Genomic DNA, 16,162 nt, shown 5'->3' on the forward strand with positions numbered 1-16,162 from the left:
ACCAACCGTGGCTGAAAGGTGAACGGACGGGATTTTTAGAAAGCGCCAGTCATTCCTGGCCGGCAAAGATCCGGTAGCGCCGTGGCTGCAGACTGATTGCATCACCCGTGGTGAGCGGGCGGTCGCGCGGGGCATCGATCTCCACCAGCGTATCATCACCAGAGAGCGCGATGTCGGCGCGCTGGATCGGGCCGAAGGTGCGGACGCGACGCACAGTGCCTTCGAGGGCTCCCTCGCCGACCGGACCGATCTGCATGTCGTGACGACGAACAAACAGTTTCGAGGGACCGACGGCACCACCCGCGTCGATGTTAAGCGGGCGATGGCCGAGCTTGACCTGGCCGCCACTTACATCGACCGGGAGCACAATCGATTCACCTATGAACGAGTGCACGAAAGCCGTCGCCGGATTATCGTAAACGTCGCCAGGCGTGCCGATCTGTTCGATCTTGCCCTTGTCCATCACCACAACGCGATTGGCGACTTCGAGCGCCTCCTCCTGGTCATGCGTGACGAAGATCGAGGTGACGTGGATTTCCTCGTGCAACGTACGCAGCCACTGCCGCAACTCCTTGCGTACCTTAGCATCGAGCGCACCGAACGGCTCGTCGAGCAGCAGAATGCGCGGCTCGATGGCGAGCGCGCGCGCCAGCGCAATACGCTGCCGCTGGCCGCCCGAGAGCTGGCTGGGATAACGATTGGCGAGCCAGTCGAGCTGCACGAGATCGAGAAGCTCCTTCACCCGCGCGCGGATCTGCGCTTCGCTCTTGCGCACGGCGCGCGGCTGCACGCGCAGGCCGAAGGCCACATTCTCGAACACGCTCATATGGCGGAACAACGCATAGTGCTGGAATACGAAACCGACGTGGCGCTCGCCGGCGCCGCGCGCCAATGCGTTCTCGCCGTCGAACGAGACCTCGCCGGCATCCGGCCAGTCGAGCCCGGCGATGATGCGCAGCAACGAGGTCTTGCCGGAACCGGACGGTCCGAGCAGCGCGAGCAATTCACCATCCGCAACCCGAAGGTCGACATTATCCAGCGCCTTGAAGGCACCGTACTGCTTTACGATATTGCGAACTTCAATCGTCACGGGGCAGTTGTCCTTCTTCGATCTGGCCTTCGAGGATGGTCTTTGCGATCAGCGTCAAGAGCGCCAGCAGAGCCAGCAATGACGCGATCGCGAACGACGCCACCAGTTGATATTCGTTATACAGGATTTCCACCAGCAGCGGCATAGTGTTGGTCTCGCCGCGAATGTGACCCGACACCACCGAAACCGCGCCAAACTCACCCATTGCCCGCGCATTACACAACAGTACGCCGTAGAGCAGACCCCATTTGATGTTGGGGAGCGTCACCACAATAAAGGTACGCCAGCCACTCGCCCCCAGCGAGATCGCAGCCTCTTCCTCCTGCGATCCCTGCTCCTGCATGAGCGGTATCAGCTCCCGGGCGACGAACGGAAAGGTGACGAAGGTGGTCGCCAGCACGATCGCCGGCACGGCAAACAGAATGTTGATGCCGTGCGACATCAGCCATGGCCCAAAGAAACCCTGCGCACCAAACAGCAGCACGAATACCAGACCGGAGATAACGGGGCTGACCGAGAACGGCAGATCGATCAGGGTGACCAACAAGGTCTTGCCCCTGAATTCGAATTTGGCCACCGCCCAGGCGGCGGCAACGCCGAATACCAGATTGAGGCTGACCGAGATCACCGCTGTGATCAGCGTCAGCCAGATTGCCGAGAGCGCCTCGGAATCTGCCAAGGCCGCCAAATAGAACCCGACGCCCTTGGACAATGCCTCCGAGAATACCAAGATCAGCGGCAAGACCACGAACACTGTCAGGAACATCACTGCGACACCAATAATGATGCCGCGCACGAGCCATGGCTCGGTATGCAGGTCCTGTCGTGCCACGGACTCGGCGCGCTCCACGGTGACTGGCGAATTGATAATTGTAATGGTCATGTCAGGTCAACTCACTGCCAGCGCGCGGGTCTGCGCCCAGCGCTGCAGCCGATTGAGCAGGAAGATGATCAGGAATGAAAAGACCAGCATGACCACCGCGATCGCTGTCGCATCGGCATAGCGAAATTCCGACAGCCGGATGACGATCAAGAGCGGCGCAATCTCCGACACATTTGGAAGGTTGCCGGCGATGAAGATCACGGAGCCATATTCGCCAACGGCGCGAGCAAACGCCAGCGCGAAGCCGGTGAGAATGGCCGGCGTGAGGCTGGGAATGATGACGCGGGTGATGGTCTGCCAGCGAGAGGCACCGAGACAGGCAGCAGCCTCTTCGATCTCGACATCGAGGTCGATCAGCACCGGCTGCACAGTCCGCACCACGAAGGGAATGCCAATAAAAACCATCGCCAGGAAAATTCCGAGCGGCGTGAACGCCACTTTGATGCCGAGTGACGCCAGCGGCGCGCCGAGCCATCCGTTTTGCGCGAACAATGTCGTCAGCGCGATGCCTGCCACTGCAGTGGGCAGGGCGAACGGGATATCGACAATGGCATCAAACAGCCGGCGACCGGGAAATCGGTACCGCACCAGGGCCCAGACGATAATCAGGCCAGCGACCAGATTGACCAGCGCAGCCGCGAAGGCCAATCCGAACGAAATTCTGAGCGCGTGTAATGTGCGGTTGCTGGTGACGGTATCGAGGAATTGCGAGAGACTGAGATCCGCTGTCTTGACGAACAACCCCGCCAGCGGGATCAAAATCAAAAGCGACAGCCATGTCAGGGTCAGGCCCATGCTCAGACCGAACCCCGGCAACGAACTTCGTTTAGGTGCCGCGCTCACAATGTCCCCTTGCTTTGGTAAAAGCCCCAGACCGGCGTACCGGTCTGGCTGTTTCGCTGCGAACGATCAGTTCTTGTAGATCTTGTCGAACACGCCGCCGTCGGAGAAGTGTTCGCTCTGCGCCTTAGTCCAACCTCCGAACACGTCGTCGATCGTAAACAGATCGACCTTGGCGAAGGAAGCTTCGTACTTCTTGGCAATATCGGCGTCACGCGGACGGTAGAAATTGCGCGCGGCGATCTCCTGACCTTCCTTGGTGTACCAGTATTTCAGATAGGCCTCGGCAGCGGCTTTGGTACCCTTCTTGTCGGCGACAGTATCAACGATAGCGACCGGCGGTTCGGCGAGAATTGAAAGCGACGGCGCCACGATCTCGAACTTGTCCTTGCCGAACTCCTGGATTGCTAGATATGCCTCGTTTTCCCAGGCCAGCAAGACATCGCCGACGCCACGCTGGACGAAGGTGATGGTCGAGCCACGCGCGCCGGTATCGAGAACCGGAACGTTCTTGAAGATGTTACCGACAAATTCCTTTGCCTTGTCCTGCGATCCATATTTCTTCAGAGCATAGCCCCAGGCGCCGAGATAGTTCCAGCGCGCGCCGCCAGAAGTTTTCGGATTCGGCGTGATGACGCTGACGCCGCCCTTGATCAGATCGTCCCAGTCCTTGATGGCCTTGGGGTTGCCCTTGCGCACCAGGAATACGATGGTCGACGTATAGGGCGACGAATTCTGCGCCAGGCGCTTCTGCCAGTCCTTCGCCAGCAAGCCCTTACTGGCGATTGCATCGATGTCATAGGCGAGCGCGAGGGTGACCACATCGGCTTGCAGACCATCGATCACGGAGCGCGCCTGCGCCCCAGAGCCGCCATGCGACTGCTTGATCTCGACGCTCTTGCCAGTTTCTTTCTGGTACGCAGCAGCGAACGATTTGTTGAACTCGACATAGAGCTCACGTGTCGGGTCATATGACACGTTGAGCAGCGAAATGTCTGCCGCGTGCGCCGATCCTGCAATCAAGAGACCCGCGATGACGGGAAGAATACGACGGACCATTTTGATCTCCATCCAACCTCACAACACGATCGTCATGAGGTGGGGCGCAAAATCTTGAAGATGTACCGCTAAGTCAACGAAACCAGATTCCAATGTTGGCGGCATGACGGCAGCAATGTGCTATGAATACGCCTTTGCACGGATACCGTATCGCGCGCTGGTCATTTGTCATCAACCAACGCTGCAAAAGCCGTTAGCATGCGGCGAATTAGCGCGTGCTCTCCGCGTGGCGCAATTGCATGCGCTGATGCAGCGCCGTAACGCGGCCATCGCCGGTGGGCTGATAGAACACCGTGTAGCGCTTCACCGTGGCTGCAAAGGCTTCTGCATCGGCATCCTTCTTCACCTCGAACGAATCGAAACCGGCGCGCAGCATGATGACGAACTGGTCGCGCAACACCTGGCCGGTTGCTCGTAATTCGCTCTTGTATTTGTAGCGCTCGCGCAACAGACGCGCCTGGCTGTAGGCACGGCCGTCACGGAACGACGGGAAAACCAGCGCAACCACCGCGAGCTTGTCGAGATAGGGCACCAGCTCTTCCGGATCGCGGTTGTTCGGCCAGATCACGCCGGTCGGGCCACTGCGCTTCAGCAGCGCCTCCGGGGCGGCGAGAAAACGCGCGGCCGGAATCAACACCGCCCCGTCGACCGGAATCTCCGCATCGTCGGCCACTTGAATATAGCCGTCGGCAATGATCTTGCCTTGTTTAACGAGTGGCATAAACGCGCTCCTTGAACGGCTCGACGCCGAGGCGTTCGACAGTCTGGACAAACAATTCATCCGGCCGGGCACGCAGTGCCAGATAGGCTTCGACGATATCCTCAATGACGTCAGCAACCTCGGCAAAAGGCACTGCCGGTCCGATCAGGGTGCCGACCACGGCATGTTCGTCGGCACGGCCGCCGATTGTGATCTGGAAGAATTCCTCGCCATTCTTCTCGACGCCGAGAATCCCGATATGGCCGACATGGTGATGGCCACAGGCATTGATACAGCCGGAGATGTTGATATGCAGCCGACCGATCAGCTCCGCGAGATCGTTATTGGCGAAACGCCGCGTCAATTCCTGCGCGATCGGGATCGATCGCGTATTGGCCAGCGAGCAGTAGTCGAGGCCAGGGCACGCGATGATGTCGGTGACCAGATTGACGTTCGGCGTTGCGAGACCGAGCTTGTCCAGTTGCCGCCACAGTGCGGGCAGATCGCGCTTGGCCACACTCGGGAGCGCCAGATTTTGCTCATGGCCCACGCGGATTTCGCCGAACGAGTATTTGTCGGCAAGATCGGCGACCGCATCCATCTGGTCGGCCGTGGCATCGCCGGGTGGGCCGCCCACCGGCTTCAACGACAATGTCACGATGGCGTAACCGGTCCGCTGATGCGGAGCGACCGAGTTCTTGAGCCAGCGCGCAAAATGCGGATCGGCCGACGCGGCCGTTAACTCGTCCGGCGTATCGGAGAGCTTCTGATAGTTCGGATAGCTGAAGCGCGAGCGGATATCCTCGACCACCTCGCTGTCCAGCGTCAACGCGCTGTCACGCGTCGCCAGCCATTCATCTTCGACCTCGGCGGCGAATTTCTCGATGCCCAGCTCATGAACCAGGATCTTAATGCGCGCCTTGTAGATATTGTCGCGGCGGCCATACTGATTATAGACGCGCAGGATGGACTCGACGTAGCTCAGAATGTCGCGGCCGCGCACGAACGGCTTGATCACCTTGCCGATGAATGGCGTACGACCAAGGCCACCGCCGACCAACACCTCGAAGCCAGTCTCGCCGGCCTCGTTCTTGTGAATTCGCAGGCCAATGTCATGCACCTTGATCGCCGCGCGATCGTGGGCCGACGCAGTGATCGCAATCTTGAATTTGCGTGGCAGGAACGAGAATTCCGGATGCATGGTCGAATACTGCCGCAGCAATTCCGCCCAGATGCGTGGATCCTCGACCTCGCCCGGCGCGACACCTGCCCATTGGTCGGTGGTGACATTGCGCGTGCAATTGCCCGAGGTCTGCATCGCGTGGATGCCGACCGAAGCAAGATCTTCCAGTGCATCCGGCAGATCGGCGAGCTTGATCCAATTGAACTGGATGTTCTGCCGCGTGGTGAAGTGGCCATAGCCGCGGTCATAGCGTCGCGCCACATGCGCCATCTTGCGCAGTTGCGGCGATGACAGCGTGCCATAGGGAATAGCGACGCGGAACATATAGGCGTGAAGCTGAAGATAGACGCCGTTCATCAACCGCAGCATCTTGAACTCATCTTCGGTGAGTTCACCCGCAAGGCGGCGTTTTACTTGATCGCGGAATTCCGAGACACGCTCGTTGATCAGCGTGCGATCGATTTCATCATAAGCATACATAATTCAGGTGCCTTAAGCCGAAGCCGGAAGGTCAATGGTGACGCCCTTGCGGCGAATCTGTTCACGGAGATTGCCCGGCTCGACGGTGCCGTTGTCGTTCACGGCGACCGGCGCGATATAGGGACCAATGGCGCCAACGTCGTCAGCTGTGGATTCAGCAAGCAGCGCACGCGCATCATCGGCAGTGCGCACGATGGCAGCCTGTGCGAGATCAGTGGTCCAGCCTTTATGGGCATCGCGATAAATCACCACGCCGTCCCATGTGCGGTTGGCAGTCACCACCGACGGGCCGGTGATCTTGATTTTCTGTTGCAGCGGAGAGGTCATTCGGCAGCCACCAATAAATCTGAAACGAGCTTGTTGATCTGAGCGGCGCGCCACGGCGCGGAATGCGCCACGACATCGCCAATGATGAGAACCGCCGGACCGCCCTCGATCTGGTCGACCAACGCCGGAAGGTCTTCGAGAACGCCGACAGCCGCCTGCGCGTCGGGTCGTGTGACGCGCGCAAATACGCCAACAGGTGTTTGCGGCGATCGGCCAGCAGCGAGAAGCCCCGTACGGATCGCGGGGGCGGCCGTCATCCCCATATAGACGACAACGGTCATCTTCACGTCGGTGAGGACGGACCAGTCGACCTTGTCGGCATCCTTTTCCTTATGCGCGGTGAGGAAAGTGATGCGCAGCGCCTCGCCACGATAGGTGAGCGGCGTTTCAAACATCGCGGCGGCGCCGAGGCCCGCGGTAATGCCGGGAATGACCGAGTAGGACACGCCGGCATCGCGGAGAAATTCGATCTCCTCGCCGCCGCGGCCGAAGATGAAGGGATCGCCTCCCTTGAGGCGCACGGCGCGCTGACCGGCCCGCGCGGCCTCCACCAGCAATGTATTGGTGGCGCTTTGACCAATCCCGGGCTTGCCGATGCGACGGCCGACCGGAACGCGTGACGCATCGCGACGGATGCGATCAAGGATCTCTGGCGAGACCAGCTCGTCATAGAAAACAACATCGGCGTCCTGCAGCGCGCGCAGTGCCTTGATGGTAAGTAGATCGGGATCGCCGGGACCGGCGCCGACGAGCGTGACATGGCCTTTGGCCGTGCCTTCGGCTGTCGCCCCCGCGAAAGCAGATGGATCGGGAATTGCAGTGAGGGCCTGCTCAGCTTCCTGAATTTGCCCGGCGAGCACCTTGGTCCCGATCGGACCATCGACGATGCGCTCCCAGAACCGACGGCGCAGCGGCGCCTCGGAAATCTTTGCATTGATCGGCTGACGCCAGCGCCCGATGAAGCCTGCGAGATCGCCGATCCGCGCCGGCAGCATCGCCTCGATCTTTTCGCGCACACGCCGTGCCACCACCGGCGACGCGCCGCCGGTTCCGACGGCGACGACTACATCGCCGCGATCGACGATGGCCGGAAAGATGAAAGTGGAGTGCGCGAGCTCATCCATTACATTGACGGGCACGCCGCTCGCTTTGGCGCGCGCAGCCACCGCGTGGCCGAGTTCACCGGCGCCGGCGCAGAGCACGGCGATGACCCCCGAGAGATCAGCGGTCACCGGATCGCCCTCGACATGCTCGATGTGCGCCACGCCCTCGGCATCCAGCCCGGCCGTGTCACGATTGCCGTCCGTCGCGTACCAGCGAATCCGCGCACCGGCTGCCAGCAGCAGCCTCAGCTTGGCGCGCACGAGTTCGCCCTGGCCGACAACAACGATCGGCCCGGTCTGCAAATCGAGGAAGACAGGCAGAAACCGCATACATACTCCGCTGCCCCTAAATCCGGGGTTGACTGGAATTATATTCTATATATGTCTCGATAACGAGGCGCAAAGAGAAGATTTTATCTTCTTCGAGGCGTTCTAACTATAGAATTTTTACCCTCAAACACCAAGCGTCGTAGATGCTTCTTCTCAATAACGGTCGGCCGATGCAGGAGTTGCGTGAAACCGCACCTGCGCCCGCCCTCCGTTACGCAGCAAATTCCGGACCGTTTGCCGGGCAAAACGCCGCAGCCGCCGCTCCCGGCCATCCGATCGCTCTCACTCACAGGGGACTTCACGTGAACCGTTTCATTATCGCTCTCGCCGCCGGGCTCGGCATTTTCGCGACTGCCCCCGCCCAGGCGCAGACCCCAACCACGCTGCTCAATGTCTCCTATGATATCTCCCGGGAGCTCTATGCCGAGATCAACACCGCCTTCCTCAAGCAGTGGAAGGCCAAGACTGGCCAGGACATCACCATCAACCAGTCGCATAACGGCTCGTCGCGCCAGGCGCGTTCGATCCTCGAAGGCCTCGAGGCGGATGTGGTGACCTTCAACCAGGTCACTGACGTGCAGGTGCTGTATGATCGCGGCAAGCTCATTCCAGCCGATTGGGCCAAGCAGCTCCCGAATAATTCCTCGCCTTACTACTCGCTACCGGCCTTCCTGGTACGCGCCGGCAATCCAAAGGGTATCAAGGACTGGGACGATCTGGTGAAGCCGGGCGTGCAAGTGATCTTCCCGAACCCGAAGACCTCAGGCAATGCGCGCTACACCTATCTGGCCGCCTATGCCTTCGCGAAGAACAAGTATGGTGCAGACAAGGCTGATGACTTCATCAAGAAGCTGTTCGCCAATGTGCCGGTGTTCGACACCGGCGGTCGCGCCGCCACCACGACCTTCGTCGAGCGCGGCACCGGCGATGTACTGATCACCTTCGAGGCCGAGACCTCGTCGATCCGCGACCTCGCCGGCAAGGACAAGTATGAAGTGGTGGTGCCACCAACCAGCGTGCTCGCCGAATTCCCGGTGACCGTCGTCGACAAATATGCCGACAAACACGGCACGAAGACACTCGCGACCGCCTATCTTGAATTCCTTTATTCGCCGGAAGGCCAGGACATCGAAGCCAAGGGCTATAATCGCGTTACCGACAAGACCGTGATGGCGAAGTACAAGGACAAATTCCCGGAAGTGAAACTGTACCGCGTCGAGGACGAATTCGGCGGCTGGGACAAACTGAATGCCGAACATCTCAATCCCGGCACGAAGCTGGACACGCTGTTCGGCGGGAAGTGAACCACAAACTCCGTCATGGCCGGCTTGACCCGGCCATGACGTGCGGAAAGGACGAGCGCCTGCATTAGACGACCTCCCCGCATTCCTTTTCCGCGCAAATCGTCTAAGAGAGGCCCCAACGGCTTCATACACGGACCTTCCCTTGCGACGTAGCGTCATTCCAGGTTTCGGGCTCTCGCTCGGCATTACGCTCTTTTATCTCGGAGCGATCGTGCTGCTGCCGCTGTGTGCGCTGATCCTGAAGGCGTCCGATGTCGGCCTCGCGCAATTGTGGACCATCCTGTCTTCGCCGCGCACGCTGTCGGCCATCCGTGTCACCGTGACGATGGCGCTCGCGGCCACCGCATTCAACGCCATCTATGGACTACTGCTGGCCTGGGTGCTGGCGCGCTACGAATTTCCCGGCAAGCGTATTCTCGATGCGCTGGTCGACGTGCCCTTTGCGCTGCCGACCGCGGTGGCCGGTCTCGCACTGACGGCGCTGTTTTCCAAGAAAGGCTGGTTTGGCGCACCGCTCGATGCGCTTGGCATCCAGGTTGCTTACGCACCGCTCGGCATCGCCATTGCGATGGCCTTTACCAGCATTCCCTTCGTAGTGCGCACAGTGCAGCCGGTGATCGAAGATCTCGGCTCCGATGTGGAGGAAGCCGGCCGCTCGCTCGGCGCCAACGACCTGCAGATCCTCTGGCGCGTGATCTTTCCGGCAATCTTCCCGGCCTTCCTTGCCGGCTGCTCGCTGTCCTTCGCGCGCAGCCTCGGCGAATTCGGCGCCGTAATCTTCATCGCTGGCAACCAGCCGATGAAGACCGAGATCGTTGCCTTGCTGACCTATATTCGGCTCGAGGAATACAACTACCAGGCCGCCGCTGCGATTGCCGTGGTGATGCTGGCGATGGCGTTTGCGATGCTGATCATCACCAATGCGGTGCAGGCCTGGAACTTGCGCTATCTTGGCCGGGGAGATGCGTGATGTCGCATCCGACGAGTGAACGCGCCCATACCGAATGGATGGTGACTCCCGTCGGTGCCGGCCCGGTGACACGACGCGTGGTACTTGGCATCGTCGCGATCCTCACATTGCTGTTCCTGATCGCGCCGCTGGCGCTAATCTTCAGTTCAGCGCTGTCGCAAGGCATCGGCACGTTTTTCAATAGCCTCACCGAGCCCGGCACGCAGCATGCGATCTTTCTGACTGTCGTCACCGCGATGATCGCTGTGCCGATCAATATCGTATTCGGCCTCGCCGCGGCGTGGACGGTGACCAAATTCACCTTCCCCGGCCGCACGCTGCTCATCTCGCTGATAGAACTGCCCTACTCCATCTCGCCGATCGTCGCCGGCGTTGCCTATATCTTCGTCTACGGCTCGCAGGGCCTGTTCGGCCCGCTAATCGAAGCCATGGGCATCAAGGTGATGTTCGCACTGCCGGCGATCGTGCTGGCAAGCATGTTTGTCACCGCGCCCTTCGTCGCACGTGAACTGATCCCGCTCATGCAGGTGCAGGGCACCGACGAGGAGGAAGCCGCCGTCACGCTCGGCGCGTCGGGCTTCGCGACATTCCTGCGCGTCACGCTGCCGAATGTGCGCTGGGCCGTGCTCTATGGCGCGATCCTGTGCAATGCCCGCGTAATGGGCGAATTCGGCGCGGTCTCCGTCGTATCCGGCAATATCCGCGGCCAGACCACGACGCTGCCGCTGCAGATCGAACTTCTGTATCAGGACTACAATGTCGCCGGCGCCTTTGCCGCGGCAACGGTGCTGACGGCCGTGGCACTGCTCACCATCGTGATCAAGGTGGTGCTAGAGCGGATCTCGCCCGAACACGCACAGGCTCCGGCCCGGCCGCCCGGCCACTGATCCTTTTAGGGGACTTCTCACCGGGTAGCCTTGGCGTTAAAAGGTCCCATGGGCGCCGCGGTTTGGCGCCGTTTATGCTTATACTCCCTGAAATTAGAGCAGAATTGCCGCTTCTCGCGAGAAAGACACCATGAAACGCATCGACGCCCACGGACTGCAGATCGCCCCCGTCCTGTTCGACTTCATCGCCAAGGAAGCCGCCCCCGGGACCGGCATTGCGCCGGATGCGTTCTGGGCCGGCGTCGCCGGTCTCATCAAGGACCTCGGCCCGAAGAACCGCGAACTGCTCAAGGTGCGCGACACGCTGCAGGCCAAGATCGATGCCTGGCATCTCGCCAACAAGGGCGCCTTCGACATGAATGCCTATACGGCATTCCTCAAGGAGATCGGCTATCTCCTCCCGGAGCCCGCGACCAAGCAGGTCGAGACCGCCAATGTCGATATCGAGATTGGCGAGATCTGCGGCCCGCAGCTTGTGGTGCCGCTGACCAATGCGCGCTACGCGCTGAACGCCGCAAATGCGCGCTGGGGCAGCCTCTATGATGCTTTCTACGGCACCGATGCCATCCCGCACGATCCGTCTGAAGGTGGCAAAGGCTACAATAAAGCACGCGGCGACAAAGTCATCGCCAAGGCCAAAGCCTTCCTCGATCAGGCCGCACCGCTCGCCACCGGCAGCCACACCGACGTCACTGCCTACAGCATCGTCGCTGGACAGCTCTCGGCCAAACTCAAGAGCGGCAACCTCACCGCGCTGAAGAACGAAGCTCAGCTCGCCGGCTATCTCGGCGAGCTCGCGGCACCAAGCTCGATCCTGCTGGTCAATAACGGCCTGCATATCGAAGTAAAGATCGATCGGACCAATACCATTGGCAAGGACGACTCCGCTGGCGTTGCCGACATGATCATGGAGTCGGCCGTCTCGACTATTCTCGACATGGAAGACAGCGTCGCCACGGTCGACGCCGACGACAAGGTGCTGGTCTATCGCAATACGCTGGGTTTGATGAACGGCACACTCTCTGCCGATTTCGAAAAGGGCGGCAAGACGCTGAAGCGCGCGCTCAATGAAGACCGTGTCTACAAGACCATCGACGGCAAGAACCTGACCCTGCATGGCCGCAGCCTGATGCTGATGCGCAATGTCGGCCATCACATGTTCACGGACGCGGTGCTCGACAGCGCCGGCGAGGAAATTCCGGAAGGCCTGCTCGATGCTGCCGTTGCCGGCCTGATCGCGATCCACGATCTCAAGAGCAAGGGCCCGATCCGCAACAGCCGCACCGGCTCGGTCTATATCGTGAAGCCGAAGATGCACGGCCCGGACGAAGTAGCGCTGACCTGCGAGATCTTCGCACGCGTCGAAAAACTGCTGTCGCTACCCGAGAACACCATAAAAGTCGGCATCATGGATGAGGAGCGCCGCACCACGGTGAACCTCAAGGCCTGCATCCAGAATGCGTCGAAGCGCATCATGTTCATCAACACGGGCTTCCTCGACCGCACCGGCGATGAAATCCACACGTCGATGGAAGCGGGTCCGATGATCCGCAAGAACGACATGAAGGCGACGCCGTGGATCAAGGCCTATGAAGAGTGGAACGTCGACGTCGGCCTGATCGATGGCCTGCCCGGCCATGCCCAGATCGGCAAGGGCATGTGGGCGGCTCCCGACAAGATGGCGGACATGCTCACGCAGAAGCTCGGCCATCCACAGGCCGGTGCGACCACCGCATGGGTGCCTTCGCCGACCGCGGCGACGCTGCACGCTTTGCACTATCATCAGATCGACGTCGCCACACGCCAAAAGGATCTCGCCAAGGGCGGCCCGCGCGGCAAGCTCACCGACATCCTCACAATTCCGGTGTCGCAGTCGAACTGGGCGCCGGACGATGTGAAGCAGGAGATCGACAACAACTGCCAGGGCATCCTCGGCTATGTCGTGCGCTGGATCGACCAGGGCGTCGGCTGTTCCAAGGTACCGGACATTCACGGCGTTGGCCTGATGGAAGATCGCGCCACACTGCGCATCTCCGCGCAGCATCTCGCCAACTGGCTGCATCAGGGCGTCATCACCAAGGATCAGGTGATGGAATCCCTGAAGCGCATGGCTGTCGTGGTGGACGGACAGAACAAGGGCGACGCGCTGTACCAGAACATGGCGCCCTCATTCGATGGCGTCGCCTTCAAGGCCGCCTGCGACCTGATCTTCGAGGGACGCACGCAGCCGAACGGCTATACTGAGTACATCCTCACCGCGCGCCGTCGCGAGGCGAAGGCGCTGGCTTGATACACTCTCTGTCCGTGTCGTCATGGCGGAGGCAAGCCCGGCCATGACGAATGACAGAGTGTCGATCGCATCGACGCAAGTAAAAGCCCTGGCAAACCGCCGGGGCTTTTTTGTTAGTTCAACTCGCTAGAAAATCGCGATGTATTTCAGCAGCGAGATCACACCGAGAATGATCACGACAACGCGGCAGATCTGCTTCGCGCGGTTGTCGATCGGCAACAGATTGATCAAGTACAGAATGAGAATGACGACGAGAAAGGTAATGAGAGCGCCGACGAGCATATGCGTATCCCCCAGACTCAATGGAAACGAATAGCAGCCCCGGTCATCGCCGCGGCTGTTCAACAGTGATCCAACGTGGGCGGGAGCATTGGGTTCCCGGATCGGAACAAAAGAACCCGTCGGAGCCGGTACCAAGAGATGCATTTCGGAAGAGTTCCGTGCTCTCAAGGCAGTAAGTATTTACCTCGTCGGACGAGGCAGCTGCGCCCAAGAATGCTTACGCACAAACTACCTAAGGTAGCTGTGCTTCAAGCCCGTCTCAGAATACGCGTGCAATCGGAAATATTTACCATTTGAAGCCTTACTAAATCAAACAATTTGGGGGATTCATGATGTTCAATCGATTGACCGTTTCCGCATTGCTTCAATCTGTCATCGTAGTCATGGCGCTTTGCGTGGTCGCCGTTCTGGCAACGACAGCCTGGGATTCGTACGGGCGGTTACGTTCAGCCAGCCGTATCTCGGTGATTGCGGACGCCTCTGCGAATGCCTTCAAGGCGATGCATAATTTGCGCACCGACCGTGCGTCGACGAACCGGAACCTCAACAACGAGACAGTCATTCAGCCCGACGGGGAAAAATATCTACGCTCCATTCGCGATTCCGAGATGCCAGCGATGCGAGCAGCGGCTGATCTCATTGCCACCATCGAATTCGCCGATCAAAAGACGCTGCACCCGACGCTGGTCCAGCTGATCAACAAGCTGACCGCTCTGCAAACCGAATCCTGGGACGCGATGAGCAAGCCGAAGGCGTCGCGCCGCGCAGCCCTCGGCAAGGAGTACATGGAGACCACGCAGGCGCTGCTTGAAACACTGGAGAAAGTGTCGGCCCAGCTCGCCGCCGCGGTGAACCACAACGATCCCATGATCGATCAACTACTGTCGATCAAACAAGCGGCCTGGCTGCTGCGCAACACCGCCGGCGAAGGATCCCTCCTCGTCGCGAACGGCCTTGCCGCCGGGCGCGCCACACCGGAAAATAAGCTCGCCTACACCAAGTTTGTTGGCGGCATCGACGCCGCCTGGAATGCGCTGGAATTGTCCGCGTCTGGAATGCAGCTTCCGGCCGGCCTGGCTGCAACCATAGCTGCCGCGAAGGTGGCTTATTTCGACCCGCAATATATGGCTCTTCGTGACCGCGTCATGAATGCACTGGTGAACGGCGAAAAGCCCGAAATCACCGCAAGTGAATGGACCCCAATCACCGTTGATCGCATGGGCAGCGCGGTTACAGTTGCTGAACGAGCGCTAAATGAAGCAAAAAGCCACACCTTGACGCAGTGGACTGCCGCGCAGCACGCGTTGATTCTGCAATTGGCACTGCTCGCTGCCGCGCTCGGCGTAGCATTCGGCAGCATGATTGCCGTCACCCGCCGCGTCATCACTCCGCTGCACACCATTCGCGATGCGATGCTGAAAGTCGCCGCAGGCGATCTCGCCGTCGATGCCGGCTATTCCGAACGGAAGGACGAAATCGGCGCGCTCGCCGGCGCTCTGGAGACCTTCAAGCAACAGGCCAAGGAGAAAGCACAGATCGAACAGCAGGAGCGCAACCGCAACGCCGACGCGACCCAGCGGCAGCAGGCCATCGAGCAGCATATCGGGACCTTCGAGGTCCAGATGCGCGATGCGCTCAACGCGCTCGGCAACGCGTCCGATCAGATGAACACCACATCGGATGGCATGGCAGTCGTGTCCAATCAGACCAATGCCCGCGTGCAGGATGCTGCGCGCGCCTCCGGCGAAGCCTCAGTGAATGTGCAGAACGTTGCTGCCGCGGCGGAAGAGCTGAGTGCCTCGATCAACGACATCAGCCGCCAGGCATCGCATGCCGCGGGAATCGCCAGTCGCGCCGTCAATCAGGCGCAGGAAACCGATGGCACCGTCCAAGGCCTCGCCAAGACGGCCAACCGGATCGGCGAGGTGGTCGGGTTGATCAACGATATCGCCTCGCAGACGAACCTGCTGGCGCTCAACGCCACTATCGAAGCCGCGCGCGCCGGCGAGGCCGGACGTGGCTTTGCGGTCGTCGCATCGGAAGTGAAGTCGCTGGCCAGCCAGACCGCCAAGGCGACCGACGATATTTCCGAGCAGATCGCAGATATCCAGAAGGTCGCCAATGAGGCCATCGAGGCCATCAAGTCGATCGGCGGCATCATCGGCGAGGTCAATGAAGTGGCAACTGCCATCGCCGCGGCCGTCGAAGAACAGGGTGCCGCGACACAAGAGATCACCCGGAGTACGCAGCAGGCTGCCGATGGCACCCGCAATGTGTCGGACAATATCGCCGGCGTCAGCGCCGATGCGGACGCAGCGGGCGCAGCCGCGCAGAATGTGAAGGTAGCCTCGGAAACGCTGGCCACGCAGACGCGCCAGCTTGGCACACAGGTGACGGACTTCCTCGGCAAGATCCGGGCAGCCTAGGCAGGGCC

14 protein-coding genes are annotated in these 16,162 nt (G+C 60.4%); 5 read left to right on the forward strand and 9 right to left on the reverse strand.

What is annotated here, in order from left to right; genetic code table 11:
- Positions 1-49 precede the first annotated feature (49 nt).
- The 8 genes from AB8A27_RS18285 to cysG form a co-directional block, all read right to left on the reverse strand.
- Positions 50-1,090: a sulfate ABC transporter ATP-binding protein gene (locus AB8A27_RS18285; RefSeq protein WP_115030187.1), complete on the reverse strand. Its 1,041-nt coding sequence runs from the start codon at positions 1,088-1,090 to the stop codon at positions 50-52.
- The gene (gene cysW / locus AB8A27_RS18290; RefSeq protein ID WP_441243126.1) at positions 1,080-1,973 is read right to left on the reverse strand and encodes a sulfate ABC transporter permease subunit CysW; all 894 of its coding nucleotides are present in this window, start codon (positions 1,971-1,973) and stop codon (positions 1,080-1,082) included. Before cysW (AB8A27_RS18290) ends, AB8A27_RS18285 begins: the two co-directional genes overlap by 11 nt.
- Positions 1,974-1,979: 6 nt before the next feature.
- Positions 1,980-2,816 carry a sulfate ABC transporter permease subunit CysT gene (gene cysT, locus AB8A27_RS18295; protein WP_441243127.1) on the reverse strand — a complete coding sequence of 279 codons (837 nt, stop codon included), beginning with the start codon at positions 2,814-2,816 and terminating at the stop codon, positions 1,980-1,982.
- Positions 2,817-2,882: 66 nt separating this feature from the next.
- Positions 2,883-3,872, reverse strand: a complete 990-nt coding sequence (locus tag AB8A27_RS18300) for a sulfate ABC transporter substrate-binding protein (RefSeq protein WP_441243128.1) — start codon at positions 3,870-3,872, stop codon at positions 2,883-2,885.
- 208 nt (positions 3,873-4,080) lie between these two features.
- Positions 4,081-4,593 carry a DUF934 domain-containing protein gene (locus AB8A27_RS18305; RefSeq protein ID WP_441243129.1) on the reverse strand — a complete coding sequence of 171 codons (513 nt, stop codon included), beginning with the start codon at positions 4,591-4,593 and terminating at the stop codon, positions 4,081-4,083.
- On the reverse strand, positions 4,580-6,235 hold the full coding sequence (locus AB8A27_RS18310; RefSeq protein ID WP_441243130.1) for a nitrite/sulfite reductase: 1,656 nt from the start codon (positions 6,233-6,235) through the stop codon (positions 4,580-4,582). The genes AB8A27_RS18305 and AB8A27_RS18310 overlap by 14 nt, the downstream gene beginning before the upstream one ends.
- Positions 6,236-6,247: 12 nt before the next feature.
- Entirely contained in the window at positions 6,248-6,562 is a 315-nt protein-coding gene (locus tag AB8A27_RS18315; protein WP_068735099.1) for a DUF2849 domain-containing protein, read from the reverse strand.
- Entirely contained in the window at positions 6,559-7,995 is a 1,437-nt protein-coding gene (cysG, locus tag AB8A27_RS18320; RefSeq protein WP_441243131.1) for a siroheme synthase CysG, read from the reverse strand. Before cysG ends, AB8A27_RS18315 begins: the two co-directional genes overlap by 4 nt.
- Positions 7,996-8,297: 302 nt before the next feature.
- Between cysG and cysP the strand changes: the two genes are divergently transcribed.
- The 4 genes from cysP to AB8A27_RS18340 all read left to right on the forward strand — a co-directional run bounded on the left by cysP (position 8,298) and on the right by AB8A27_RS18340 (position 13,446).
- Entirely contained in the window at positions 8,298-9,299 is a 1,002-nt protein-coding gene (cysP, locus tag AB8A27_RS18325) for a thiosulfate ABC transporter substrate-binding protein CysP (protein WP_441243132.1), read from the forward strand.
- A gap of 142 nt (positions 9,300-9,441) precedes the next feature.
- Positions 9,442-10,269 carry a sulfate ABC transporter permease subunit CysT gene (cysT, locus tag AB8A27_RS18330; RefSeq protein ID WP_441243133.1) on the forward strand — a complete coding sequence of 276 codons (828 nt, stop codon included), beginning with the start codon at positions 9,442-9,444 and terminating at the stop codon, positions 10,267-10,269.
- Positions 10,269-11,156, forward strand: a complete 888-nt coding sequence (gene cysW, locus AB8A27_RS18335) for a sulfate ABC transporter permease subunit CysW (RefSeq protein ID WP_441243134.1) — start codon at positions 10,269-10,271, stop codon at positions 11,154-11,156. Before cysT (AB8A27_RS18330) ends, cysW (AB8A27_RS18335) begins: the two co-directional genes overlap by 1 nt.
- A 130-nt stretch (positions 11,157-11,286) precedes the next feature.
- Complete coding sequence (locus AB8A27_RS18340; protein WP_441243135.1) at positions 11,287-13,446, forward strand: malate synthase G; 2,160 nt, start codon at positions 11,287-11,289, stop codon at positions 13,444-13,446.
- A gap of 126 nt (positions 13,447-13,572) precedes the next feature.
- Here AB8A27_RS18340 and AB8A27_RS18345 read toward each other — a convergent pair whose 3' ends face one another.
- The gene (locus AB8A27_RS18345) at positions 13,573-13,728 is read right to left on the reverse strand and encodes a Thivi_2564 family membrane protein (protein WP_441243136.1); all 156 of its coding nucleotides are present in this window, start codon (positions 13,726-13,728) and stop codon (positions 13,573-13,575) included.
- A 332-nt stretch (positions 13,729-14,060) separates the two neighbouring features.
- Here AB8A27_RS18345 and AB8A27_RS18350 point away from each other — a divergent pair, with 332 nt between their 5' ends.
- A complete protein-coding gene (locus AB8A27_RS18350; RefSeq protein WP_441244945.1) occupies positions 14,061-16,154 on the forward strand; it encodes a methyl-accepting chemotaxis protein in 2,094 nt (697 codons plus the stop codon).
- Positions 16,155-16,162 lie beyond the last annotated feature (8 nt).

Source organism: Tardiphaga sp. 768_D3_N2_1 (assembly GCF_052076105.1).
In the GTDB taxonomy this organism is placed as follows: domain Bacteria; phylum Pseudomonadota; class Alphaproteobacteria; order Rhizobiales; family Xanthobacteraceae; genus Tardiphaga.

What these genes read in the sequence shown, in the direction of transcription:
- AB8A27_RS18350 (WP_441244945.1), top strand. Translation starts at nt 14,061, where the DNA reads ATGTTCAATCGATTGACCGTTTCCGCATTGCTTCAATCTGTCATCGTA.
- AB8A27_RS18345 (WP_441243136.1), bottom strand. Translation starts at nt 13,728, where the DNA reads ATGCTCGTCGGCGCTCTCATTACCTTTCTCGTCGTCATTCTCATTCTG.
- AB8A27_RS18340 (WP_441243135.1), top strand. Translation starts at nt 11,287, where the DNA reads ATGAAACGCATCGACGCCCACGGACTGCAGATCGCCCCCGTCCTGTTC.
- cysG (WP_441243131.1), bottom strand. Translation starts at nt 7,995, where the DNA reads ATGCGGTTTCTGCCTGTCTTCCTCGATTTGCAGACCGGGCCGATCGTT.
- AB8A27_RS18305 (WP_441243129.1), bottom strand. Translation starts at nt 4,593, where the DNA reads ATGCCACTCGTTAAACAAGGCAAGATCATTGCCGACGGCTATATTCAA.
- AB8A27_RS18315 (WP_068735099.1), bottom strand. Translation starts at nt 6,562, where the DNA reads ATGACCTCTCCGCTGCAACAGAAAATCAAGATCACCGGCCCGTCGGTG.
- cysW (WP_441243134.1), top strand. Translation starts at nt 10,269, where the DNA reads ATGTCGCATCCGACGAGTGAACGCGCCCATACCGAATGGATGGTGACT.
- AB8A27_RS18300 (WP_441243128.1), bottom strand. Translation starts at nt 3,872, where the DNA reads ATGGTCCGTCGTATTCTTCCCGTCATCGCGGGTCTCTTGATTGCAGGA.
- cysW (WP_441243126.1), bottom strand. Translation starts at nt 1,973, where the DNA reads ATGACCATTACAATTATCAATTCGCCAGTCACCGTGGAGCGCGCCGAG.
- AB8A27_RS18310 (WP_441243130.1), bottom strand. Translation starts at nt 6,235, where the DNA reads ATGTATGCTTATGATGAAATCGATCGCACGCTGATCAACGAGCGTGTC.